This is a genomic window from Stenotrophomonas sp. NPDC077461 (assembly GCF_049545475.1).
GTDB classification, from domain to species: Bacteria; Pseudomonadota; Gammaproteobacteria; order Xanthomonadales; family Xanthomonadaceae; genus Stenotrophomonas; species Stenotrophomonas nematodicola.
On sequence record NZ_JBMWDO010000005.1, the window covers coordinates 229316 to 251910 of the forward strand.

Below are 22595 nucleotides of genomic sequence, written 5' to 3' on the forward strand. Positions count from 1 at the left end.
AGGCGGGCGAGGGCGGGGTCAAGGATCAGCGCAGCGCGATGGTGATGGATGCACCGTTGGCTGGCACATGCACGCGGGCCTCATCGAAGGTGGGCTTGCGCTGCACCTGGGGATTGTTGCTGAAGCCATAGCCTTCCACCGGAATGCCGACCACGTTGGTGTCGAGCTTGCCGTTGTCGTTCTCGTCGTGGGTGACCAGTACCGCGTAGTCGCCTGCGGGCAGGTTCCTGAACACCACGTGCGCAGCATCGGCGACGGGCACCAGAGTCTGCCCCTGTACCGGGGCGGCCTTGCCGTCCCACCCGGCGGCGCTGTCCACCAGCGCCAGGCGGACGGTGCCGGTGTGGGTACGGATACCCTGCAGGTCGATCTGCAGGTCGCCGGCCGAGGCGGAGGTAGCCAGCAGCAGGGCGGCGAACGGAAGGCAGAACAGGGCGGTGCGGATCATGGCGGCAGCTCCGGTGGGTGTGGAGCCAGTCTGCCGGGCGGACGGCGGCCGCCCCATGCCCAGTGGTCATCGATCCGCAGTGCCGGAAGTCACTTTCTGCGCGCGGCCCATTGCCGTTCGGGGCGCTGGGCGGCAGCATGCGGCATGCCTGCTTTCCTGCGCACCCTCGTCAGCCCGCTGTCTCTGGCCGGCCTGCTCACCCTCCTGGGGGTGGGGCTGTCGCTGGGCCTCCCGTCCGACGCCAACGGCGCGCTGCGCTGGGGTGTGCTGGGTGCGTTCATCGCGCTGTTCCTGGCCTACGACCACCTGCCGGCGCGCTCGCCGCTGGGCCTGGCCAGCGATGTGCTGCAGGCGCTGCTGGCACTCTGGCTGGCCTGGTTGGAGCCGCGCGTGGGGACCGTGCCGGTGCTGCTGGTGGTCCTGGTGGCGCACCTGGCCGAGCATTGGCCGCCGCGCCCGGTGCTCGCCGCCACGCTGCTGCTCAACATCAGCCTGTATGCGGTGCTGCGCCACAGTGGTTTCAGCCACCCGCTGCTGATTGTGACGATCTACGCCGGTTTCCAGGCGTTCGCCGCACTGACCGCGCACTACGCGCGCAGCGCCGGGCAGGCGCGTGATGCGCTGGCCCGGGTCAACGCAGACCTGCTCGCCACGCGTGCGCTGCTGGCCGATGGCGCCCGCGATGCCGAGCGGCTGCGGCTGGCACGCGAGCTGCACGATGTCGCCGGACACAAGCTCACGGCGATGCGGCTGAACCTGCGCGCGCTGGCCACCGAGCCGCTGCTGGCCCATCGCGAACCGCTGCTGCTGGCCGAACGCCTGTCCGGCGAGCTGCTCGGCGACATCCGTCAGGTGGTGCAGTCCATGCGCGATGATCGTGGCCTGGATCTGGCCACGGCGTTGCAGGCGCTGGCGGCACCGTTCCCGCGCCCAGGCCTGCGCCTGCGCATCGCCGAGCAGGTGCGCATCACCAACCCGCTGGTGGCCGACGCCGTGGTGCGGTTGGCCCAGGAAGCGCTCACCAATGCGGCCCGTCACGGCGATGCGTCGACCGTCTGGCTGGACATCAACAAGGAAGACCACTGCGTGCGTATCGACATCCGCGACGACGGCCAGCGCCCCGAGCGCATCCGCGAGGGCAATGGCATCACCGGCATGCGTGAGCGTCTGGCGGACCTGCAGGGGCAGCTGGAGCTGGCCCGGACAGATGCCGGCGGCATGCACCTCACCGCGCGGTTGCCGGCATGAGCGCCGCGATCGCGGTGCGTGTGGCCCTGGCTGACGACCAGGCGCTGGTCCGCGCCGGGCTGCGTGCGCTGCTGCAGGGCCTGGGGGTGCAGGTGGTGCTCGAAGCCGCGGACGGCCAGGCGTTGCTGGACGGACTGCAGACCCAGCCGGTGGACGTGGTGCTCAGCGATATCCGCATGCCCGGCATGGACGGCATCCAGGCGCTGCAGCACCTGCGCGCACGTGGCGACCGTACGCCGTGGCTGCTGCTGACCACCTTCGATGAGAGCGATCTGCTGCTGCGCGCCAGCGAGGCCGGCGCGCAGGGATTCATGCTCAAGGATGCCGCGCCCGACGATCTGTACGAGGCGATCACGCGGGTAGCGCGGGGCGACACCCTGCTGCTGCCGGTCAGCACCGATCCTGTGCGCGCACGCTACCGCTTCCACGATGAGGCGCCGCCCAGCGACACCTTCGGCGAGAAGGAAGTGGCGATTCTGCGCCTGCTGGCCGGTGGCTACTCGAACAAGGAAATCGCGCGCAGCCTGTTCCTGGCCGAGGGCACGGTGAAAAATTACGTCTCCACCATTCTGGACAAGCTGGGCACGCGCGACCGCACCCGCGCCGTGCTCAAGGCGATCACGCTGCGGGTGATCTGACGGCGCGCGCGGTGCATCGCAGGGTCAGGTGAGGCGCGGCAAAGCTCCGGTCACAGTGTGTCGCGGAAGAAGCGCGTGGCCGCGTCGATGGTGGTCGCATGGGTCTGCGTCCTGGGCACGGCCACTTCGCACAGCGGCCCGAGGCGCTGCCGGCCCAGCGGGGTGCAGTCGGACAGGAAGTCGTAATGGCCCACGCCGGGCAGTGTCAGCCGCGTCGCGTGCGGGATCGACGCGGCGGCGACATCGGCATTGGTGGGCGGCGCGGCAACGGTATCGCGCTCGCCGGCCACGATGCCCACCGGCTGCACCACCTGCTCCAGCTCGGCCGGTGCAAATGCCTGCACGATGGCGGGGGCCATCAGGAACACCGCGCGCACGCCGGGGATGGCGTGATCGTCGCCGGCCTGGCGCACGTATGGCTGCAGGGCCGGGGTGGCGGCGGCGTCCAGGCGCGCCTGCAGAGTGAGCGTGGGGAACTCGGCCTGCGGCTGGCAGACGCCGTCTTGCGGCTGGGCACGGCAGAAGTCGAGCAGGCGTTGCAGATCCATGCGCGCGCCGGCGGCGAGCAGCGCGGTGAACCCGCCCGCGGAGTAGCCGGCCACGCCCAGGCGCGCCATGTCCAGGTGTGCCGACAGCGCCGGATCGGCGTGCACGGCGGCCAGCGCGGCCTTGAGGTCGCCCGCGCGCTCCCAGGTCAGCGTGCTGCCGGCCACGGTCATGGCGTCCACGCCATTGTTGCCGGGATGGTCCACGGCGATCACCAGGAAGCCGGCACGTGCCATCGCGGTGCCGAACCAGCCCATCATCCGCGCGCTGCCACCGTTGCCGTGCGACAGCAGCAGCACCGGCCACGTCCCCGCCGCCGGCACGGCATCGTCGGCGGCGCGGCCCACCTCGAACAGCGGTGCCTGCGGAGGGCCGATCTGAAGGGCGCGTTCGTGGCTGCCGGCCTGTGCCGGGTACCACACGGTGTAGCGCACGTGCTCGCGCTGCTCGGCGTCGCGCACGCCGGCGCCGGGGCGCAAGGCCTGGCCGTGGCGCTCGCCGACTGCCGTGACGGGACCCTCGGCAAGCGCGGGCGTCGACCACAGGGCCAGTGACAGGAGCAGGGGCATCATGCGCATGGGGGGCGTTCCTTCAGCGTGTCCAGGGGCAGCCAGATTTCCACGCCGCCGTAGCCGGTGTGGTCGTTGAAGCGGGCATCGTAGCGTTCCAGGTCGGGCGCGTCGGCCAGCTGCAGGCCGGAGGCCGGCAGGTGCACGTCCAGCAGCCAGCGCCACGTGGCGCGGATGGTCGAGATGTGCCCGGCGTGCCAGGCGACCAGATAATCGCGCGGGGCGATGTCCAGCGTGTGCCAGCCCTGCGGCGTCGGGTGGCCGGGCTGGCACGGGATGCCCGCCAGATAGTCGAAGTGGCCGTCTGCGTCGCCGTTGTGGCAGATGCCGAAGCTCACCGCCGACGGCACAGGGTGCACCAGCGCCAGGCGCTGCCACTGCGCCGGAATGCCGGCCACGGTCGCTGTGCTGTAGCGCGCGTTGATGCCTGCGACCCGCAGGGGACCGGCCCGCATCACCCGGGGCGGCACCGCGCAGGGCAGAGCGGTGTCGTCGAGCTTGATGGCGTCCACCAGCGCGATGCCGTCCAGCCCACACGCACGGACCCGCTCCGGGGTCTGCCCGAACTGCTCGGCAAAGGCGCGGGTGAAGCTGCCATGCGAGGCGTAGCCGGCTGCCAGCGCGACGGCGAGGATGTCGCCGGCGCCTTGGGCGAGCTGTCGCGCCGCCTCGCTCAGCCGACGTCCGCGCAGGTAGCGCACGATGGATGTGCCGGTGCCGGCCTGGAACAGCCGCGACAGGTGGAACGGCGAGAGTCCCACCGCGTGCGCGATGTCGGCCAGCGCCAGCGGGGTGGCGTAATGGCTTTCGATGTACCACAGCGCCCTGGCGGTCGCCCCCATGCCTGCACGGCTCCTTGTGATGGTCCGGTGCGGAGGGTAGCGCACGGGCATCCCCGGCGTTTCGCCGTTCTTGCTGCGCCGACACTTGAGGTTGCGCCCCCCAGCGCACAGCATGCGGGTTCACCCCTCTGATGGATGTTGTCGATGACCCGGATGACGTCGTTGCATCGTGCCGTTCTGTCGCTCGCGCTGGTACCGGTCGCCCCGCTGGCCGCCGCCGAGGCCGGTTCCCCGCCGAAACGGCCGTCGCTGGAGACCCTGCAGCGCATCATCGCCGACCGCGCGCCACAGACGCGGGTGGAGGCGGTCGATCACGAGCGGATCACGGCCAGGCGCATCGACATCGTGGGTGAGGACGGCACCATCCGCATGACGCTGTCGGCGAACACCCCGCCGCCGATCATCGATGGCATCCAGTACAAGCGGGCCTTCGATGTGGCAGGGATGATCCTGTACGACGACACGGGCAGCGAGCGCGGGGGATTCGGCGTGGCCGACACGCCCGCCGGCACCGCGGCGGTGCTCGCGCTGGATCATCCGGCGATGGATGCGGCGGGCTGGCGGGTGTCGCCGGACGGCTCGGTGATGTTCGTGATCAACCAGGCGCCACCGTTGATCCGCGAGGCCGGGCTCGGCAATCGCCTGGTCCCCGGTGTGGAAGCGCCCACGCGGGTGAAGCTCAGTGTTGCCGCCGACGGCACGCCGATGGTGGCGCTGGCCGATGCCGGCAATCAGCCGCGGGTGCGGATGACCGTGACCCCGGAAGGCTACGGTGCGATCGAGTTTCTGGATGCGGCGGGCAAGGTGGTTCACGTGATGGCACCGGAGCGCGACCTCAAACGCTAGCGCGTAGCAATCAGGAACTGGCGCCCAGGAAGGTGCGCCGGTAGGCGCCAGGCGACACGCCGTAGGCGGCACTGAAGTGGCTGCGCAGGGACGCCGTCGAGCCGAAGCCGGCCTGGCCGGCGATGCGCTCCAGCGCGGTGTCACTGGTTTCCAGCAGGCGCTGTGCGCGCGCCAGGCGCTGGTCGAGCAGCCACTGGTTGAAGGTGGTGCCGGTCAGACTGCGGAAGTGCCGGGTGAAGGTGCGCCGGCTCATGCTGGCGCGCGCGGCCAGGGCATCGATCCCGATCGGCTCGGCGAGGTGGAACAGCGCCCATTCCAGCACCCCGGCCAGACGGTCGTCGCCGAACGTGGCCGGCAGCGGCTGTTCGATGTACTGCGCCTGGCCGCCCTGGCGGTGCGGGGCGACCACCATGCGTCTTGCGACGCGGCTGGCGATCTCTGCGCCGTGGTCCTGGCGCAGCAGATGCAGGCAGCAGTCGATGGCCGCCGCGGTACCGGCCGAGGTCAGCAGGGTGCCGTCCTGCACGTAGAGCACATCGCGCTGCAGCTGCACCTGCGGGTGCAGTGCGGCCACATCGTCCATGAACACCCAGTGGGTCGAGGCGCGGCGCCCGTCGAGCAGTCCGGCCTGGGCGAGCACCACCGCGCCCAGGCACAGCCCGACCAGGCGCGCGCCGCGCGCGTGGGCCGCGCGCAGGGCGTCCAGCAGCGCGGGCGGTGCCGGCTCGGCCGGGTCGCGCCAGGCCGGCACCACGATGGTATCGGCGTCGGCCAGCGCCTCCAGCCCCTGCGCAACGTCGATGCTGAAGCCGGCCGGGGTCCGCAGTGGCCCGGGCTCGGCGGCGCACACGCTCAACCGGTAGCGGGGCGCGCCGAGGCGGAGCAGATCCTCACCGAACACCATGCACGGCACGGCGAGATGAAAAGGGCTGATCTGCTGGTAGGCCACCACGGCGACGTGGTGCGGAGCGGGGTCGGTCAACATGGCCCGATCCTAGCAGTGAATGGCATCCGGGCCACTGTTGGCGCGAACAGGGGGGCGGAACAATGGTGGCCGTCGGCGCACCGCCGCCCACCCCCCGTCACTGCCCCGGAGTTCCCCACATGAAAGCTCTCATTCTTCCCCTCGTCGCCGGTATGACCCTGGCCGCTGCCAGCGGCGCTGCGACGGCCGCCGATGCACCCACGCTGCGCACCCTCGGGGGCGCCACTGCACCGCAGCAGCTGCACGCCGACAGCACCGCGCTGCTGGTGATCGATTTCCAGAATGAGTATTACACCGGCCGGCTGCCGATCCCCGACGGCGACGCCGCGCTGGCCAACAGCCAGCGGCTGGTACGCATGGCCGACGCCAACGGCATCGCCGTGTTCCACGTACAGCACGTCAACCCGGCTGCTGCACCCGTATTTGCCGAGGGCAGCGTGGGCGTGCAGCTGGTTCCCGGCATGCAGCCGGCGGCCCACCATGCGCTCGTCAGGAAGACCACGGTGAGTTCGTTCGCCAGCACCGACCTGGACGCGCAGTTGAAGGCCCGTGGCATCCGCACGCTGATCATCGCAGGGCTGATGACGCATGTCTGCGTGGCCACCACTGCCCGCGATGCGGTGCCGCTGGGCTATGAGGTGATCGTGCCGTCCGATGCAGTCGCCACCCGCAGCGTGCAGGCGTACGACGGCAACGGGGTGGTGGGCGCCGACGCGCTGCACCGCGCCGCGCTGACCGGAATCGCCGACGCGTTCGGCAGCGTCCTGTCCACCGCCGCCGTGCTGGCCCTGCCGGTACAACGTTGACGTCGACGGTGCCGCATCGTCAGGCCGCGCCGCGCAGCCACGCGGCGATTGCGTCGCGCAGGCGTGGGTGCGTGGGTGGGGTGATGCCGAAGTCCTCGCGCAGCACCTGCAGCACATCGTCCACATCGACCAGCGCGCGCCGCTCACTCGGCTGCCCGTGGCGATGCACTGCATAACGGCCGGCGCCGAGGGTGCGCCGCCAGCCGGGGCCGCTCAGTGCCGCGCGCAGCTGGCCGGGGAAGGACGACGCCGGATGCGTGCAGACATACCAGTTGCCGACGATGTGGTCCACGGCTTCCTGCACCTGCAGGTCGAAGCGGTACAGCGGCCGCCACTCGCCCCCCACGTCTACCCGCAGTAGATACGCATCCTCGTACCGGTCCATCCGGTAGCGCTCGTGGGGCGTTGCCTGCGGGAAGCGCTGGTCCAGCCGCAGCGGCCCGGTCGGCGTATTGCCACCGAAACCGACATCCACGCTGTAGGCCACCCCGTCAATGACCACCAGCACCAGCATGTGGGTACGCGCGGTGGGTGAATCGTCGCTGGCGTCCATCACCACCCGCGCGGCCAGCGCGCGGGCCTGGAAGCCGAGGTGCTGCAGCAGCGCCAGGAACAGGCCATTGAGCTCATAGCAGTACCCGCCGCGCCCTTCGTGCAGCAGCTTGTGCGCCACGCTGGGGAGGTCGATGGCGACGGCATCGCGCAGCAGGCAGGTGAGCGTCTCGAACGGGAACGTGGCGTTGTGCCGCTGCTGCAGCCGGGCCAGTGTCGCCAGCGTGGGAGGTGGTGGCGTGGGTTCGCCGAGTCGTTGCAGGTACGCGTGAAGGTCGTGCGGGGTCATGGGCAGCCCACCACCGGGGAAGGTGACGCCACTGTCGCGGCTCAACCGTGGTTGAGGTCAAGCCGGCGGTACGGACGCGCCTGGAACGCTGCGTCGCGCGGTGGTGGGCGGCGCGCGGCCGTCATCTTGGCGTCGCCTGCGCCGGGTACAACGGGCGCAGCGGCGAGCGCTGGCCGATCGGGATGAAAAAAAGCCTACAGTCTCCCGGCATGCGGCCGATACCGATGTGTCATTCCGCCTGGAGTACGTGATGTCGGCCATCCCCCGCCGCCTGTTTCCCTCGTTCGCCCGTTCCGGCGGACGCGCATCGCCCCTCTTTCCCATCGGCCACGCCCGCGGGCTGCTGCAGCGGCTCAGTGTCGCACGCAAACTGAAGGCCAGCCTGGTGGTCTGCGGCATCGGCCTGCTGGTGGTGGCCCTGGTCTACGCCGGCACCCGCTACAGCAGCGAACGGGCGGCGGCGACGTTCGCCGCGCACCAGCAGGATGCCGCGCTGGCCGCCGCGCTGGCTGCGCAGGTGGCCGACGCACGGCGGCTGCAGACCCGTTACGCGTTCACGTTCGACGACACCGACCGCAGCGCGCTGCAGCAGGCACAGCACCGTCTGCAGGCAACGCTGGCGCAACTGCAGCGCGACCCGCACGACCCGGGCACGGCCGAGGCGCTGCATGCGTTGGCCGCACGCGCCGGCGAGTTTGCCGAGGGCATTGCCGCACTCAATGCCCGTGCCGATGAAATGGGCCGCGGCGACGCGGGCCTGCGCGCGCAGCTGGAAGCGGCGGCCGCGGCCGTGGCCACCGTGCTGGACACCACCGCGGCGCCGCTGCTGCAGGCGCAGTGGCAGGGCATGCGCCGCGAAGAAGCGCTGCTGCTGCTCAGCGGCGATGCCACCCATACCGACCGCGCCAGCGAAGCGCGCCTGCCGTTCGAGCTGGCGCTGCCGGGCGCGGGCCTGCCCGGCGCCACGCAGGATGCGCTGCGCGCACGCATGGACGCCTATCAGGGCGCGCTGCTGGCCTACACCGCCGCACGGGTCGGGCTGGACGTGGAAGCGCAGTCGCTGGCCGACACCGCTGAGCAGATCGCGCCGGCGCTGCAGCAGCTGGAGCAGGCACAGGGGGCGGCGCTGGATGCCGCCCGCCAGCGTCAGCAGGCGCAGGACCGCGCGATGACGGTGGGGTTTGCGCTGACGCTGGCGCTCGTGGCACTGGTGCTGATCGCCACGCTGCTGCTGGTGCTGCGCGCCGTGCGCCGGCCCATTGCCGATACGCTGCGCTTTGCCGAGGACATCGCCGAGGATCGCCTGGACACGGTGCTGGCCGTGCACAACCCGTACGACGAGATCGGCCAGCTCGCGCAGCGCCTGGTGCACATGCAGCAGCGGTTGCGTGAACGGATCGAGGCCGAACGCGCAGCCGCGCGCGACAATGCGCGTGCGCGGCAGGCGCTGGACAGCGCACAGACCGGCCTGATGGTGCTGGACCCGCATGGCGGGGTGAGCCTGCTCAACCGCGCGCTGCAGGCCGAACTCGGCACCGACGAGCTGGCCTGGCGCGGACGTTCCGCGCAGGAGCTGCACCCGGTGTTCGCCACCGTCGTGCAGACGTTTCACGGCCCCGACAGCGCCTGCCACGAGATCGTGCACGCCGGTACCCGATACCAGCTGGTGGTCAACCCGATCACCGATCACGGCCAACTGCTGGGCGCGGCGGTGGAGTGGCGCAGCCGCGCGCTGGAGACCACGGTGGAAACCGAAGTCGCCGCGCTGGTCGATGCCGCCGCGCAGGGCGACCTGAATGGTCGCATCGACGTGGCCGGCAAAGAGGGCTTCGTCCTGACCCTGGCGGTGAGCATCAACCGCCTGCTGGATACCTTCCAGGGCAATCTCTCCGGTCTGCAGGCGCTGCTGTCGGCGCTGGCCCAGGGCGACCTGCGGGTGCGCATGCGCGGTGACTTCCAGGGCGTATTCGCGCAGATGCGCGACGACGCCAATGCCACCGTGCAGCAGCTCACCGACATCGTCGCGCGGATCCAGCAGGCGTCGGTGGCGATCAACGGCGCCGCCGGCGAGATCGTCAGCGGCAATCATGACCTGGCCGATCGTACCGAGCGCCAGGCCGCGCACCTGGAGGAGACCGCATCGTCGATGGAGGAACTCACCGCCACGGTGCACCAGAACGCCGAGTCCGCCCAGGAGGCCAACCGCCTGGCGATCGAGGCAGCCGACATCGCCGTCCGCGGTGGCGATTCGGTGGGGCAGGTGGTGGCGAGCATGCGCGACATCGCCCAGGCGTCGCATCGCATCGCCGACATCACCAGCGTGATCGACGGCATCGCCTTCCAGACCAGCATCCTGGCGCTGAATGCCGCCGTGGAGGCCGCGCGTGCCGGCGAGCAGGGACGCAGCTTCGCCGTGGTCGCCAGCGAGGTGCGGCTGCTGGCCCAGCGCAGTGCCGATGCCGCGCGCCAGATCAAGGGTCTGATCGAGGCCTCGGTGGATACCGTCGCCGCGGGCACGCGCCAGGTGGATCAGGCCGGCGCGACCATGCAGCAGATCGTCGGCAGCGTGCAGCAGGTGACCGCGATCATGGCCGGCATCTCGGCCGCGTCGCAGCAGCAGAGCGTGGGCATCGCGCTGGTGGGCAGGACGCTGCTGCAGATGGACGGCAGCACCCAGCAGAACGCCACACTGGTGGAAGAAGCCTCGGCGTCGGCGCAGGCGCTGCAGCGCCAGGCCAGGCATCTCTCCCAGGCGGTGGCCGCCTTCGAGGTGGAGCCGCCGCAGGCCCCGCGCAGCGCCCGTCTGGCGCACGCCTGACACGGGCCGATCGTTCCCGCACGCGCCTTCACTGGCCGCGTGCGGGGGGGGTCTCTATCCTGCTGGCATGAGCACACGAAAGAAGCCGGCAGCACCGGCGCAGCCCGGCGCATTCGTCCGTGTACGCGGCGCGCGCGAGCACAATCTCAGGAATGTCGACGTGGACATGCCGCGCGACGCGCTGGTGGTGTTCTCGGGCATCTCCGGCTCGGGCAAGTCCTCGCTGGCCTTCGGCACGCTGTACGCCGAGGCGCAGCGGCGCTACCTGGAATCGTTGTCACCTTACGCACGGCGACTGATCGACCAGGTCGGCGTACCGGACGTGGATGCGATCGACGGCCTGCCGCCGGCGGTGGCGCTGCAGCAGCAGCGCGGCACTGCCAGCGTGCGGTCCAGCGTGGGCAGCGTCACCACGCTGTCCAGCCTGCTGCGCATGCTGTACTCGCGCGCCGGCACCTATCCGGCCGCGCAGCCGATGCTGTATGCCGAGGACTTTTCGCCCAATACACCGCAGGGCGCCTGCCCGAACTGCCACGGGCTGGGGTATGTGTACGAAGTGACCGAGCAGTCGATGGTGCCCGATCCGTCGCTGAGCATCCGTGAGCGCGCGATAGCTGCGTGGCCGCCGGCGTGGCACGGACAGAACCAGCGCGACATCCTGGTCACGCTCGGCTACGACGTGGACATCCCCTGGCGTGAGCTGCCGAAGAAGCAGCGCGACTGGATTCTGTTCACTGAGGAGCAACCGGTGGCGCCGGTCTACGCGGGCTTCACGCCGGCCGAAACCCGCGCTGCGCTGCGCCGGAAGGAAGAGCCCAGTTACATGGGTACTTTCACCGGTGCCCGCCGCTACGTGCTGCATACCTTCGCCACCACGCAGAGCGCGATGATGAAGAAGCGCGTGGCACGTTACATGATCGGCGCGACCTGTCCGGTGTGCGAAGGCAAGCGCCTCAAACGCGAGGCGCTGTCGGTCACTTTCGCCGGTCTGGACATCGGCGCGCTGTCGCAGCTGTCGCTCGCGGCGATGGCGCAGGTGCTGCGTCCGGCCGCCGAGGGGCGTTTCGACGTGCCGGTGGCGAGCGCCACGCGCAGCCGCGCGGCAGGCCGCAAGGCCACGGCCCGGCGGGTGGCTGCCGGTGGCAACGCACATGCCGGCGGCAGCGATGTGCGGCGCACCCCTGACCTGTCGGAAGAAAAGCGCATCGCCGCCCAGCGCATCGCGCGTGATCTGGTCGATCGCATCGGCACCCTGGAGGATCTCGGCCTGGGCTATCTGTCGATGGATCGCGCCACGCCCACGCTGTCGCCGGGCGAGCTGCAGCGGCTGCGCCTGGCCACGCAGATCCGCTCCAGCCTGTTCGGCGTGGTCTACGTGCTCGACGAGCCCACCGCCGGCCTGCACCCTGCGGACGGGGAAGCGCTGCATCGTGCGCTGGACCAGCTCAAGGCCGCCGGCAACACGTTGTTCGTGGTGGAACACGACCTGGAGATGCTGCGCCGTGCCGACTGGCTGGTCGATGTCGGCCCCGGCGCGGGCGAGCAGGGCGGGCAGGTGCTGTACAGCGGGCCGCCGGACGGGCTGCGCACGGTCGCCGCGTCGGTGACGGCGGCGTACCTGTTCGAGGATCGCGCGGCGCCACGCCGCACGCCGCGACCACCATCGGGCTGGCTGGCGCTGCGCGGGCTGCATCGCAACAATCTGCATGGGCTGGACGCGCGTTTCCCGCTGGGTGCGTTCACCGCAGTGACCGGCGTGTCCGGTTCCGGCAAGTCCAGCCTGGTCAGCCAGGCGCTGGTGGAGCTGGTTGGCGAGCACCTCGGCCATGAGCCGGCGGTGGAGGAGAGCGACGGCGATCTGCCCCAGCCGAGCGCGCTCGTGCGCACGCGCGGGCGGCTGCAGGGTGACACCGATGCGGTCACCCGGCTGGTCAACGTGGACCAGAAGCCGATCGGGCGCACGCCCCGCTCCAACCTGGCCACCTACACCGGCCTGTTCGACCACGTGCGCCGCCTGTTCGCGGGGACGCGCATGGCCAAGGCGCGCCGCTACGGTGCCGGGCGCTTCTCGTTCAACGTCGCCCAGGGCCGCTGCGACACCTGCGAGGGCGAGGGGTTCGTGCATGTGGAACTGCTGTTCATGCCCAGCGTGTATGCGCCGTGCCCGACCTGCCACGGGCAGCGTTACAACGCCCGCACGCTGGAGGTGCAGTGGAACGGCCGCAACATCGCGCAGGTACTGGCGATGACCGTGGCGGAAGCGCTCGCGTTCTTTGCCGATGAGCCAGCCGTGCAGCGCCCGCTGCAGCTGCTGCGCGATATCGGGTTGGGCTACCTGCGCCTGGGCCAGCCGGCCACCGAGCTGTCCGGGGGCGAGGCGCAGCGCATCAAGCTGGCCACCGAGCTGCAGCGCAGCCAGCGCGGCAGCACGCTGTACGTGCTCGATGAGCCGACCACCGGCCTGCATCCGGCCGATGTGGACAAGCTGATGGCGCAACTGCACGGGCTGGTGGATGCAGGCAACACCGTGGTGGTGGTTGAACACGACCTGCGCGTGGTCGCTGGTGCCGACTGGGTGATCGACATCGGCCCGGGGGCGGGCGAGGCGGGCGGCACGATCGTGGCCGAGGGCACGCCCGCGCAGGTCAGTCGCGCCCGCCACGGTGCGACCGCGCGCTACCTGCGCCGCTGGTTCGAGTGATCCGGGCACACCGCCCGCCGCCGCGGCCATGCAACCGGACTGGAGGGCCATGAACAGCCAGCCCGGTCAAGGCTGGGCCCATCCCTCGATCTCGCCGGGGGCGAAGGGTCCGAGCTTCTGTTTGACGATGCGTCCGCGTGCATCCACCAGCACCGTGTAGGGCAGCAGCCCCTTGGCATTGCCGAGCTGCACGCTGGCGTCGGCCGGGCCAGGGGTGTCGAGCACGATCGGGTAGTCCACCGGCACCTGCGCCAGGAACCCGCGCACACCCTCGACGGTATCCAGCGCCAGCCCCAGCACCTGCACGCCGTCGGCGGGTTGGCTGGCGGCAAAGGCCGCCAGCGCCGGCATTTCCTCCACACAGGGGCCGCACCAGCTGGCCCATACGTTGATCAGCAGCGGTCGCCCGGCAAACTGCGACAGGTCCACCGGGCGTCCGTCCAGATCCGGCAGGGTGATCGCCGGCAGGCGATCGCCGGGGCCGGCCACCGGCGCCGGCGGCGATGGGGCCGGAACAACGTCCGGCGGCGTGCCATGCAGCCAGGTACCGGCGGCAATGCCGGCCGCGGCGGCTACGGCCGCCACCACCAGGTACCGGCGTGGCAGCCGCATGCTCATCGCGCGGTGCGCAGCAGGGCTTCTTCGACGATGGCCTGGGTCAGCACGGTCGGCAGCACGGTCGGCGGAGCGCCGGGGCCGTAGACCACATACAACGGCACGCCCACGGCCTTGTGTTCGTTGAGGAAGGCGGTGAGCTGCTCGTCCACGTTGGTGTAGTCGCCGCGCATGTACACCGCGTTGGTGCGGCGCAGGGTGTCCTCGAACGCATGGGTGGCCAGCACCGTGCGCTCGTTGGCCTTGCAGGTGACGCACCAGTCGGCGGTGATGTTGACGAACACCACGCGGTTGTCCTGGCGCAGGCGGTCGAGCATCTGCGGGGAGTAGGCCACCACGTTGTCGCTGGCCACCTGCGCGGCCTTGGCCGGCGGCGCCAGGCGGGTGACGCCCCACACCGGATAGAGCGCGGCGACGATCAGCAGCGTGGCCAGCAGGCCGGCCACGCGCTGGCTGCGCCAGCGGCTGCGCTCGAACCACCACAGCGCCAACGCCAGTACCACCAGGCCGCCCAGCACCAGGGTCATCGCATCCACGCCGCGCTGCTGGCCCAGTACCCACAGCAGCCAGATCGCGGTGCCGTACATCGGGAAGGCCAGCACGTGCTTGAGCGTTTCCATCCACGCCCCCGGGCGCGGCAGGCGACGTGCCAGCGACGGCACGAAGCCGATCAGCAGGAACGGCAGCGCCAGACCCAGGCCCAGTGCCAGGAACACCAGCATCGCCTGCGGTGCCGGCGCGGTGAAGGCAAATCCCAGAGCCGGGCCCATGAACGGGGCCACGCACGGGCTGGCGACCACGCAGGCCAGCACGCCGGTGAAGAAATCGCCCACCGGCCCGCTGCGCGAGGCCAGCGACTGGCCGATCCCGCCCAGGCTGCCGCCCAGGGTGAACACCCCGGACAGACTCAGGCCAACGGCGAACATCAGGTAGACCAGTGCGGCGATGAACCACGGATGCTGCAGCTGGAAGCCCCAGCCTGCGGCCTGGCCTGCCGCGCGCAGGGCCAGCACCAGTCCGCCGATCGCGGCGAAGGCGACCAGTACGCCGGCGGTGTACCACAGCGCATGGCTACGCGCGCGCTGGCGGCTTTCCCCGCTCTGCGCCACGCCCAGCACCTTCAAGGACAGGATCGGCAGGACACACGGCATCAGGTTGAGGATCAGTCCGCCCAGCAGGGACAGCAGCAGCGCCACCACCAGGCTGGTCGGTGTGGTGTCGTTGCTGCCCGGCGGCGGCGTGCGCAGCGCGTTGTCGGCACTGGCGTCGGGGGCGGCCTGCTCGGCCACCGGCAGCACCGGTTCGTTGGGGCGGATCAGCATCGGCTGGGTGGCGATGCCGCTGTCGGCACGGTCGCGCGCCTGCGCACGCTTGTCACGGCTGGGCAGCGGTGCGATCACTTCCTGCTTGACGCTGGCATCGCTGCTGGTGCCGTTGACCTTGCCTGCCGGCAGCGACAGCTTCACCCGCCGCGTCATCGGCGGGTAGCAGATACCGTCGGTCTGGCAGCCCTGGAAGGTGATCACCAGGGTGGCATCGGCCGCGTCGGGACGGCTGCGGTGCAGCGGCAGCGGCACGTCGATCTGGTCGAAATACACCGCCACGTCGCCGAAATGCTCGTCACGGTGCGAGCGGGCGGCCGGCCACCGGGGCTTGTCGGCACGGATGCCGGCGGCGCCTTCAAGCTTCAGCGAGGTGCGGTCGCGATACAGGTAGTAGCCCGGCGCGGGGCTGAAGCGCAGCAGCACGGTGTTGCCGTCGCCAACGATCGCATCGAAGCCGAAGGCCTTTTCCGAGGGCAGCGGCAGCGCCTGGCTGGCGGCCATGCCGGGCAGGCGCAGGCCGCCGGACAGTGGGGTGTTGAAGGACGCCGCTGGCGCGGCGGCAGGCAGCGCGGCCGGAGCATCGGTGCGGGTCGCTGTGGCGCCCGGCAGCTTCACCTGCAGCGTGCGCTTCTGGGGCGGATAGCAGACGCCGGCGTCGGCGCAGCCCTGATAACGCACTTCCAGGGTGACGGTATCGGCGCCATCGGCGGCCTTGCCGGGCAGCACCGCGATCAGACGTTCGCGGTAGGTTTCCACTTCACCGAAGAAGTCATCGTGGTGCTTCTTGCCGGCCGGCATCTGCAATGCATCGGCGACGAAGCCGGCCTCCGGCTTGACCGTGGTGCGGTGGCGGTACAGGTAGTAGCCCGGGGCGATGGACCAGCGCACTTCGATGCGGTCGCGGTCACGCGCCTGCGCGGTCAGCCCGAACGCCTCATCCACCGGAAGCAGGTCTTTCTCACTGACGGCCCAGGCGGGCAGGGACAGCACCAGCAGCGCACACAGCGCGGCAACACGACAAAGCAGCGTCATCAATCACTTTCCTCACGGGTCTGCGCCCGAATCCAATCCAGGTACGCCGGTAGACCGGCGCGGGTTTCGACCGCAATGCACTCGGGGAGTTCATACGGGTGCAGGGCCTGCACGCGGGCGATGGTCGCGTCCAGGCGGGCGCCGGTGGTTTTGATCAGCAGCTGGACCTCGGGGTCCTCGCTGATCCGGCCCTGCCAGCGGTACGTCGAGTGCGCGCCTTCCAGGCGGGTCACGCAGGCGGCCAGCCGTTCCTCCACCAACGCGTGTGCCAGCCGCGTGGCGCAGGCCACGTCGGGGCAGGTGGTGAACAACAGAAAGATGGGATCGGCGGTCGACATGACCCGCAAGTATAGGGCCGCGACCGGCCGGTCCCGGCGGGACCGGCCGGCAGCGCTCAAACCCGGTCGTGCCGGCCGCTGGCCGGCAATGCCGGATACGTCAATTCGCCAGCTGGCAGGTCGCCGGCCTGGCCGAGGTGAACAGGGCCGGGGTGGCCCACTCGGGGTGGTCGATGAAGGGGTTGCGGTTGCCCTGGAAGCTGTAGATCACCTCGTTGCGGGCGCGTTCGGCCGCATCCGGCGGGTCGGACAGGTGCCAGTCGATCAGGGTCGAGAGCAGGCCCATGTACGCCGGCGAAGCGGAGGTCTTGACGATCCTGCTGCGGTCGTCGGTCAGCTCCAGGTCCGGCTCGGACTGGCCGGTCTTGGCGTCCTTGCCACCCTCATAGCGGATCGCCATGTACATCACCGCCCGCGCCATGTCGCCCTTGCGGTGGCCCCACACCTCGAAGGTGCCGCCATTGCCGTCGGGTGTGCGCACCCAGTTGGAGTTGCCCGGGTAGCCGCCGCTGCCGCCGCCAAAGCCGTTGTTGGACTCGGTCGCGCGCTCGCCGCAGCTGCTGTCGCACTTGCCGAACGGCTTGTTGCCGCGGTCGGCGTTCCACTGCGCATCGGTCAGGTACAGCATGTGGGTGTCGGTGTAGGGCGCATACGGCAGCCCCTTGTCACCGGTGGTGCTGGCAAAGCCGAGCGAGTTGGGCCAGGTGTGCTCGCGGTTGTAGGTCAGCCCGCTGCCCGTGCCCGCGCGGCCGCTGACCTTGGTGTAGCTGCGGTTGCGGTAGGCGTCCAGGATCCTGCCGCTGTTGTTGGGATCTTCGTCGGCGATTTCCAGGATGGTCCAGGTGCTGGTGCCTGAACCGCTGTACGGATAGGCGGTATGGCCCTTGATGGTTTCATGCAGCGAGCAGCGCAGCTGGCTCGGGGTGGAGGTGTTCACCCGCGAGTAGTACGTGCCCGGCGTGCCAGGGTCCGGATTGCCCGGGTCGGGGTTGCCGGTCGTGGTGGCAACGGTGAACGCGATGCGGGTGTCCGCTGCCGGGCGGGCGCCCTGGGCATCGGTGATGCGGGTGGCGCGGATGTCGAAGCGGCACGCCTCGCCGGCCACCAGTGCCGTGTTGGTGGACAGCGTGAAGCGCGAGCCGCTGCTGGCGTGGCTCAACGGCACGGTGCCGGACTGGCCGCAGCTGAGCACGAACGCGCCGCTGGCCAGGGTGACCGGCTCGCTGAACGTCACGCTGAGGTCGGCGGCCGCCGGGAAGGTGCTGGCGCCCTGTTCCGGCGTGGTGGCGCGTACCGACGGCGGGGTGTTCGGCCCGGTGCTGCCGCCGCCGCTGAAGGTCTGGCCGTTGTTGCAGGCGCCAAAGGTCTGCGTCGCCGAGGCGGCCCAGGTGAAGTGGGCGTACTGGCTGCCGCTGCCGGTGAGCTGCAGGGAGGTGCCGGGGGCGGTGCTGTTGGTCTCGCTGACCGGAATGTTCTGACTGGTCAGGCCGGCCGCCGGGCCGCCGGAGGCGGTGATGGTGCCCTCGTAGCTGATGAACTGCACCACCTTGCCACTGGCGTCCACCAGCGCGATCCCGTCGTTGGCACCGTTCTGCAGGCCGTTGCTGGGGTAGGTGACCGTGGCCAGGGTGGCGCTGCCGCAGCCGGCGGCGGTGCCTGCCGGTACCGGATTGTTGGCGTAGACCGTGGCTGCCGACGGGGTGCTGCCGTTGTACAGGTACAGCCGGTAGTCGGCCAGGTTCTCCCCGGCGGTGGCAACGACTTCGATGGCCTCGCCGACATCGCCGGCGGGGGTACTGTCGTCGTAATGCAGTTCATTGATGAACACATCGGCCCGGGCGGTGCCGGCGGCGAGCGCCAGCAGACAGCCCAGGGACAGCGGGGTGAGCAACCTCATCTACGGCTCCTTGTGATTGGGAATTGCTGGCCGAATCTAACCAATCCAAATGACACATTTATCTAATGTGTCGCATTCGGCCCCCACTTATGGGACGTGCGTCAAGAATCGAAATTTACGCGCGACCCCCCTTGAAAGGGCGGTGGGCAGCACCATCTCTGCCCTGTCCCGCACTGTCGGGTTTTTTCGTGAGCGGTGCTGGCAGTCGCCCTGTGCGAGTGCTAACATCGCCAGACTTTTCCAGACCAATCAATAACTTAAGAGGTCTCATATGAGCATCAAGCCGCTTCACGACCGCGTTGTGGTCAAGCCGATCGAAGCCGACGAAATCTCCGCCGGCGGCATTGTGATTCCCGATTCCGCCAAGGAAAAGTCCACCAAGGGTGAAGTCGTGGCCGTGGGCCCGGGCAAGCCGCTGGACAACGGCAGCGTCCGCGCGCCGTCGCTGAAGGTCGGCGACAAGGTCATCTACGGCCAGTACGCCGGCAGCAGCTACAAGTCCGAAGGCGTCGAATTCAAGGTCCTGCGCGAAGACGACATCCTCGCCATCGTTGGCTGAGTGCGTCGCGCCCGTTCCTTCTGATCCAACCCAATCATTCGAGGTAAGAGCTAATGGCTGCCAAAGATATCCGTTTCGGTGAAGACGCCCGTTCGCGCATGGTGCGCGGCGTCAACGTGCTCGCCAATGCCGTCAAGGCCACCCTGGGCCCGAAGGGCCGCAACGTCGTGCTCGAGAAGAGCTTCGGCGCCCCGACCATCACCAAGGACGGCGTCTCCGTCGCCAAGGAAATCGAACTGGCTGACAAGTTCGAGAACATGGGCGCGCAGATGGTGAAGGAAGTCGCGTCGCGTACCAACGACGACGCCGGCGACGGCACCACCACCGCCACCGTGCTGGCCCAGGCCCTGATCCGCGAAGGCGCCAAGGCTGTTGCTGCCGGCATGAACCCGATGGACCTCAAGCGCGGTATCGACAAGGCCGTGATCGCCGCCGTCGCCGAGCTGAAGAACATCTCCAAGCCGACCGCCGACGACAAGGCCATTGCCCAGGTCGGTACGATCTCGGCCAACTCGGACGAGTCGATCGGCAACATCATCGCCGAAGCGATGCGCCGCGTGACCAAGGAAGGCGTCATCACCGTTGAAGAAGGCTCGGGCCTGGACAACGAGCTGGACGTCGTCGAAGGCATGCAGTTCGACCGCGGCTACCTGTCGCCGTACTTCATCAACAACCAGCAGTCGCAGACCGCTGACCTGGACGATCCGTACGTGCTGCTGCACGACAAGAAGATCTCCAACGTGCGCGACCTGCTGCCCGTGCTGGAAGGCGTCGCCAAGGCCGGCAAGCCGCTGCTGATCATCGCCGAAGACATCGAAGGCGAAGCGCTGGCCACCCTGGTGGTCAACACCATCCGTGGCATCGTCAAGGTCGTGGCCGTCAAGGCACCGGGCTTCGGCGACCGTCGCAAGGCGATGCTGGAAGACATGGCCGTGCTGACCGGCGGTACCGTGATCTCCGAGGAAATTGGTCTGTCGCTGGAAAAGGCGACGATCAAGGACCTGGGCCGCGCCAAGAAGGTGCAGGTCTCCAAGGAAAACACCACGATCATCGATGGCGCCGGCGAGAAGGCCAACATCGAAGCGCGCGTGACCCAGATCAAGACCCAGATCGAAGACACCTCGTCGGATTACGACCGCGAAAAGCTGCAGGAACGCGTGGCCAAGCTGGCCGGCGGCGTGGCCGTGATCAAGGTCGGCGCCTCGACTGAAATCGAAATGAAGGAAAAGAAGGATCGCGTCGACGACGCCCTGCACGCCACCCGTGCAGCCGTTGAAGAAGGCGTGGTCCCGGGCGGCGGCGTCGCCCTGGTCCGTGCGGTCACCGCGCTGGCTGGCCTGAAGGGTGCCAACGAAGACCAGAACCACGGCATCCAGATCGCCCTGCGCGCGATGGAAGCCCCGCTGCGTGAAATCGTCGCCAACGCCGGCGAAGAGCCGTCCGTGATCGTCAACAAGGTCAAGGAAGGCACCGGCAGCTACGGCTACAACGCCGCCACCGGCGAATTCGGCGACATGCTGGAATTCGGCATCCTGGACCCGACCAAGGTGACCCGTTCGGCGCTGCAGAACGCCGCCTCGATCGCCGGCCTGATGATCACCACCGAAGCGATGGTTGCCGAAGCCCCGAAGAAGGATGACGGCGCTGGCGCAGCTGGCGGCGGCATGGGCGGCATGGGTGGCATGGGCGGCATGGACTTCTGATGCAACGGCCGGCCGCTGGCTGGCCCGCATCGGTCCGATAGGTGCCGACCCCCGGTCGGCACGTATCCGCCACGAAACAGGAAAAACCCCGCCGCAAGGCGGGGTTTTTTTTTTGCGCGCGGGGCGGCGTTCAGCGCGCGCTCGCCGGCGCCTCGACTTCCTCCTGCAGCCAACCCAGGAACGCGGCGATGGCCGGGTTCTCCTCGGCCCCGGGCAGGGTGACCGCGTAGTACGCAAACCGCGTGGGCCACGGCTGGTCCAGCGCGATCGCCAGCCGCCCGCTGGCTACGTCGGCCTGCACGTACAGGTCGCGCACCAGCGCGATGCCCTGGCCCGCTTCAGCGGCACGGATCAGCAGCACATCATCATCGAAGGCCGGCCCGCGCGTGATGCGTGGGTCCGGCGGGAGCCCCAGCGCGCTGAACCAGAGCGACCAGTCGCTGCGGTCCGAGTCCTGCAGCAGCGGGTACTGCAGGCAGTCCACTGCCGCGCGGATCGGTGGCCCGGCGGCGAGCAGGGTCGGGCACGCCACCGGCAGCAGCACCGGGGCCGCAAGGTGTCGCGAGACCAACCCGGGATACTCGCCAAGGCCGTGACGGATCGCAATGTCGATGCGGTCGCGACGCAGGTCCACCAGGGTCGAGGAGGCTTCCACCCGCACTTCGATGTCCGGATGCCGTTCGGTGAAGCGCCCCAGTCGCGGCACCAGCCACGACGCAGCGAAACCGGGCACCGTGCTGATGGTCAGTGTCTGCCGCGCATGGATGGCCTCCAGCGCGGCCATGCTGTCCTGGATCTGATCGAACGCCCGCAGCAGCGCCGGATGTACCTGCGCGCCGGCCGGGGTCAACGCGACTCCCTGGCGCGTGCGCGTGAACAGCGCCACGCCGGTGCGCGCCTGCAGCAGCTTGAGCTGCTGGCTGATGGCACCGGGGGTGACGCCCATGACGGCGGCGGCCGCCTTGAGGCTGCCATGACGGCCGGTTTCGACGAAGGCGCGCAGCGCCAGCAACGGAAGTACAGCGCCCATGACGTTAGATTTTCTCTCTTTTGTGGGCAGGATAAATCGTTCTACAGCAGGCATTGGGCTGCGTAGCATCGCGATCATGTTGAAACGCGGGAAGTTAGTCCAGCTGCGTTTCCCGGCACGCCGCCGCCCCCGTCCATTGCCCCACAGGAGACCGCCGTGTCCCCCGCTTCGCTGCACCTGTACACCGACAGTTCGCCCAACGGCTTCAAGATCACCATCGCGCTGGAAGAACTCGGCATTCCCTACACGCTGCACCACGTGCGCATTGCCGAGGGCGAGCATCGCCATCCCGACTACCTGGCACTGCATCCACACGGCCGCATCCCCGTGCTGGTGGACGAGGCGGCCGGCATCACCGTGTTCGAGTCCGCCGCCATCCTGTTGTACCTGGCCGAGCAGAGCGGACGCCTGCTGCCGCCCACGCCCGCCGCGCGCTGGGCGGCCATCACCTGGCTGATGTTCCAGTCCGCCAGCGTCGGGCCGATCCTTGGCCAGCGCGTGCACTTCGAGATGTTCGACGCGCAGCCCAACGCCGCTGCCATCGCGCGCTACCGCAACCTGAGCGCGGCCTTCTTCGCGACGCTGGATCAACGCCTTGCGGGCAATGTCTGGCTGGCCGGCGAGACGTACTCCATCGCCGATATCGCCGGCTACGGCTGGACCCACATCGCGCGGATCATCGACATGGATTTCAGTGCCTACCCGCACCTGAGCGCGTGGCATGACCGCATGTCGCAGCGGCCGGCGGTGCAGCGTGGCGTACAGCGTCCCGAACCGGCAACCGGCCCTTGATCCAGGAGTTCCAACG

At 69.6% G+C, this 22595-nt stretch carries 19 protein-coding genes; 9 read left to right on the plus strand and 10 right to left on the minus strand.

What is annotated here, in order from left to right; translation table 11 throughout:
- Positions 1-25 precede the first annotated feature (25 nt).
- A complete protein-coding gene (locus ACPEH8_RS11340) occupies positions 26-448 on the minus strand; it encodes a DUF2141 domain-containing protein (RefSeq protein WP_017357176.1) in 423 nt (140 codons plus the stop codon).
- A gap of 144 nt (positions 449-592) precedes the next feature.
- Between ACPEH8_RS11340 and ACPEH8_RS11345 the strand changes: the two genes are divergently transcribed.
- Together ACPEH8_RS11345 and ACPEH8_RS11350 are read left to right on the plus strand one after the other, a co-directional pair.
- The gene (locus ACPEH8_RS11345) at positions 593-1696 is read left to right on the plus strand and encodes a sensor histidine kinase (RefSeq protein ID WP_423666798.1); all 1104 of its coding nucleotides are present in this window, start codon (positions 593-595) and stop codon (positions 1694-1696) included.
- Positions 1693-2334, plus strand: a complete 642-nt coding sequence (locus ACPEH8_RS11350) for a response regulator transcription factor (protein WP_153164849.1) — start codon at positions 1693-1695, stop codon at positions 2332-2334. The genes ACPEH8_RS11345 and ACPEH8_RS11350 overlap by 4 nt, the downstream gene beginning before the upstream one ends.
- A gap of 50 nt (positions 2335-2384) precedes the next feature.
- Here ACPEH8_RS11350 and ACPEH8_RS11355 read toward each other — a convergent pair whose 3' ends face one another.
- Together ACPEH8_RS11355 and ACPEH8_RS11360 are read right to left on the minus strand one after the other, a co-directional pair.
- Entirely contained in the window at positions 2385-3458 is a 1074-nt protein-coding gene (locus ACPEH8_RS11355) for an alpha/beta hydrolase family protein (protein ID WP_153164848.1), read from the minus strand.
- Complete coding sequence (locus tag ACPEH8_RS11360; protein ID WP_423666801.1) at positions 3449-4291, minus strand: AraC family transcriptional regulator; 843 nt, start codon at positions 4289-4291, stop codon at positions 3449-3451. Before ACPEH8_RS11360 ends, ACPEH8_RS11355 begins: the two co-directional genes overlap by 10 nt.
- A 144-nt stretch (positions 4292-4435) precedes the next feature.
- Between ACPEH8_RS11360 and ACPEH8_RS11365 the strand changes: the two genes are divergently transcribed.
- Entirely contained in the window at positions 4436-5137 is a 702-nt protein-coding gene (locus tag ACPEH8_RS11365; protein ID WP_229296493.1) for a hypothetical protein, read from the plus strand.
- A gap of 10 nt (positions 5138-5147) precedes the next feature.
- Here ACPEH8_RS11365 and ACPEH8_RS11370 read toward each other — a convergent pair whose 3' ends face one another.
- Entirely contained in the window at positions 5148-6122 is a 975-nt protein-coding gene (locus ACPEH8_RS11370; RefSeq protein WP_166473496.1) for a helix-turn-helix domain-containing protein, read from the minus strand.
- 119 nt (positions 6123-6241) lie between these two features.
- On the opposite strand from ACPEH8_RS11370, the gene ACPEH8_RS11375 reads away from it, so the two are divergent.
- Positions 6242-6928, plus strand: a complete 687-nt coding sequence (locus tag ACPEH8_RS11375; protein WP_136004522.1) for a cysteine hydrolase family protein — start codon at positions 6242-6244, stop codon at positions 6926-6928.
- Positions 6929-6947: 19 nt separating this feature from the next.
- Here ACPEH8_RS11375 and ACPEH8_RS11380 read toward each other — a convergent pair whose 3' ends face one another.
- On the minus strand, positions 6948-7769 hold the full coding sequence (locus ACPEH8_RS11380) for an arylamine N-acetyltransferase family protein (RefSeq protein WP_136004520.1): 822 nt from the start codon (positions 7767-7769) through the stop codon (positions 6948-6950).
- Between the two features lie 250 nt (positions 7770-8019).
- Here ACPEH8_RS11380 and ACPEH8_RS11385 point away from each other — a divergent pair, with 250 nt between their 5' ends.
- Entirely contained in the window at positions 8020-10587 is a 2568-nt protein-coding gene (locus ACPEH8_RS11385; protein ID WP_166473494.1) for a methyl-accepting chemotaxis protein, read from the plus strand.
- Between the two features lie 67 nt (positions 10588-10654).
- Positions 10655-13288, plus strand: a complete 2634-nt coding sequence (locus ACPEH8_RS11390; RefSeq protein ID WP_136004516.1) for an excinuclease ABC subunit UvrA — start codon at positions 10655-10657, stop codon at positions 13286-13288.
- 66 nt (positions 13289-13354) lie between these two features.
- On the opposite strand, the gene ACPEH8_RS11395 is transcribed toward ACPEH8_RS11390, so the two are convergent.
- From ACPEH8_RS11395 to ACPEH8_RS11410, 4 genes are all read right to left on the minus strand, one after another.
- Positions 13355-13900: a TlpA disulfide reductase family protein gene (locus ACPEH8_RS11395; RefSeq protein ID WP_136004681.1), complete on the minus strand. Its 546-nt coding sequence runs from the start codon at positions 13898-13900 to the stop codon at positions 13355-13357.
- Between the two features lie 2 nt (positions 13901-13902).
- Positions 13903-16260 carry a protein-disulfide reductase DsbD family protein gene (locus tag ACPEH8_RS11400; protein ID WP_206147328.1) on the minus strand — a complete coding sequence of 786 codons (2358 nt, stop codon included), beginning with the start codon at positions 16258-16260 and terminating at the stop codon, positions 13903-13905.
- Positions 16260-16598 (minus strand): divalent-cation tolerance protein CutA, encoded by a 339-nt coding sequence (cutA, locus tag ACPEH8_RS11405; RefSeq protein ID WP_017356762.1) that lies wholly within the window; start codon positions 16596-16598, stop codon positions 16260-16262. The genes ACPEH8_RS11400 and cutA overlap by 1 nt, the downstream gene beginning before the upstream one ends.
- Positions 16599-16698: 100 nt before the next feature.
- The gene (locus ACPEH8_RS11410) at positions 16699-18495 is read right to left on the minus strand and encodes an endonuclease (RefSeq protein WP_017356761.1); all 1797 of its coding nucleotides are present in this window, start codon (positions 18493-18495) and stop codon (positions 16699-16701) included.
- Positions 18496-18766: 271 nt separating this feature from the next.
- Between ACPEH8_RS11410 and ACPEH8_RS11415 the strand changes: the two genes are divergently transcribed.
- Complete coding sequence (locus ACPEH8_RS11415) at positions 18767-19054, plus strand: co-chaperone GroES (RefSeq protein ID WP_017356760.1); 288 nt, start codon at positions 18767-18769, stop codon at positions 19052-19054.
- A 53-nt stretch (positions 19055-19107) separates the two neighbouring features.
- Entirely contained in the window at positions 19108-20757 is a 1650-nt protein-coding gene (gene groL, locus ACPEH8_RS11420) for a chaperonin GroEL (protein ID WP_017356759.1), read from the plus strand.
- A 130-nt stretch (positions 20758-20887) separates the two neighbouring features.
- Here groL and ACPEH8_RS11425 read toward each other — a convergent pair whose 3' ends face one another.
- Positions 20888-21787 carry a LysR substrate-binding domain-containing protein gene (locus ACPEH8_RS11425; protein WP_017356758.1) on the minus strand — a complete coding sequence of 300 codons (900 nt, stop codon included), beginning with the start codon at positions 21785-21787 and terminating at the stop codon, positions 20888-20890.
- Positions 21788-21943: 156 nt separating this feature from the next.
- Here ACPEH8_RS11425 and ACPEH8_RS11430 point away from each other — a divergent pair, with 156 nt between their 5' ends.
- Positions 21944-22579 (plus strand): glutathione S-transferase family protein, encoded by a 636-nt coding sequence (locus tag ACPEH8_RS11430; protein WP_136004512.1) that lies wholly within the window; start codon positions 21944-21946, stop codon positions 22577-22579.
- Positions 22580-22595: the final 16 nt, after the last annotated feature.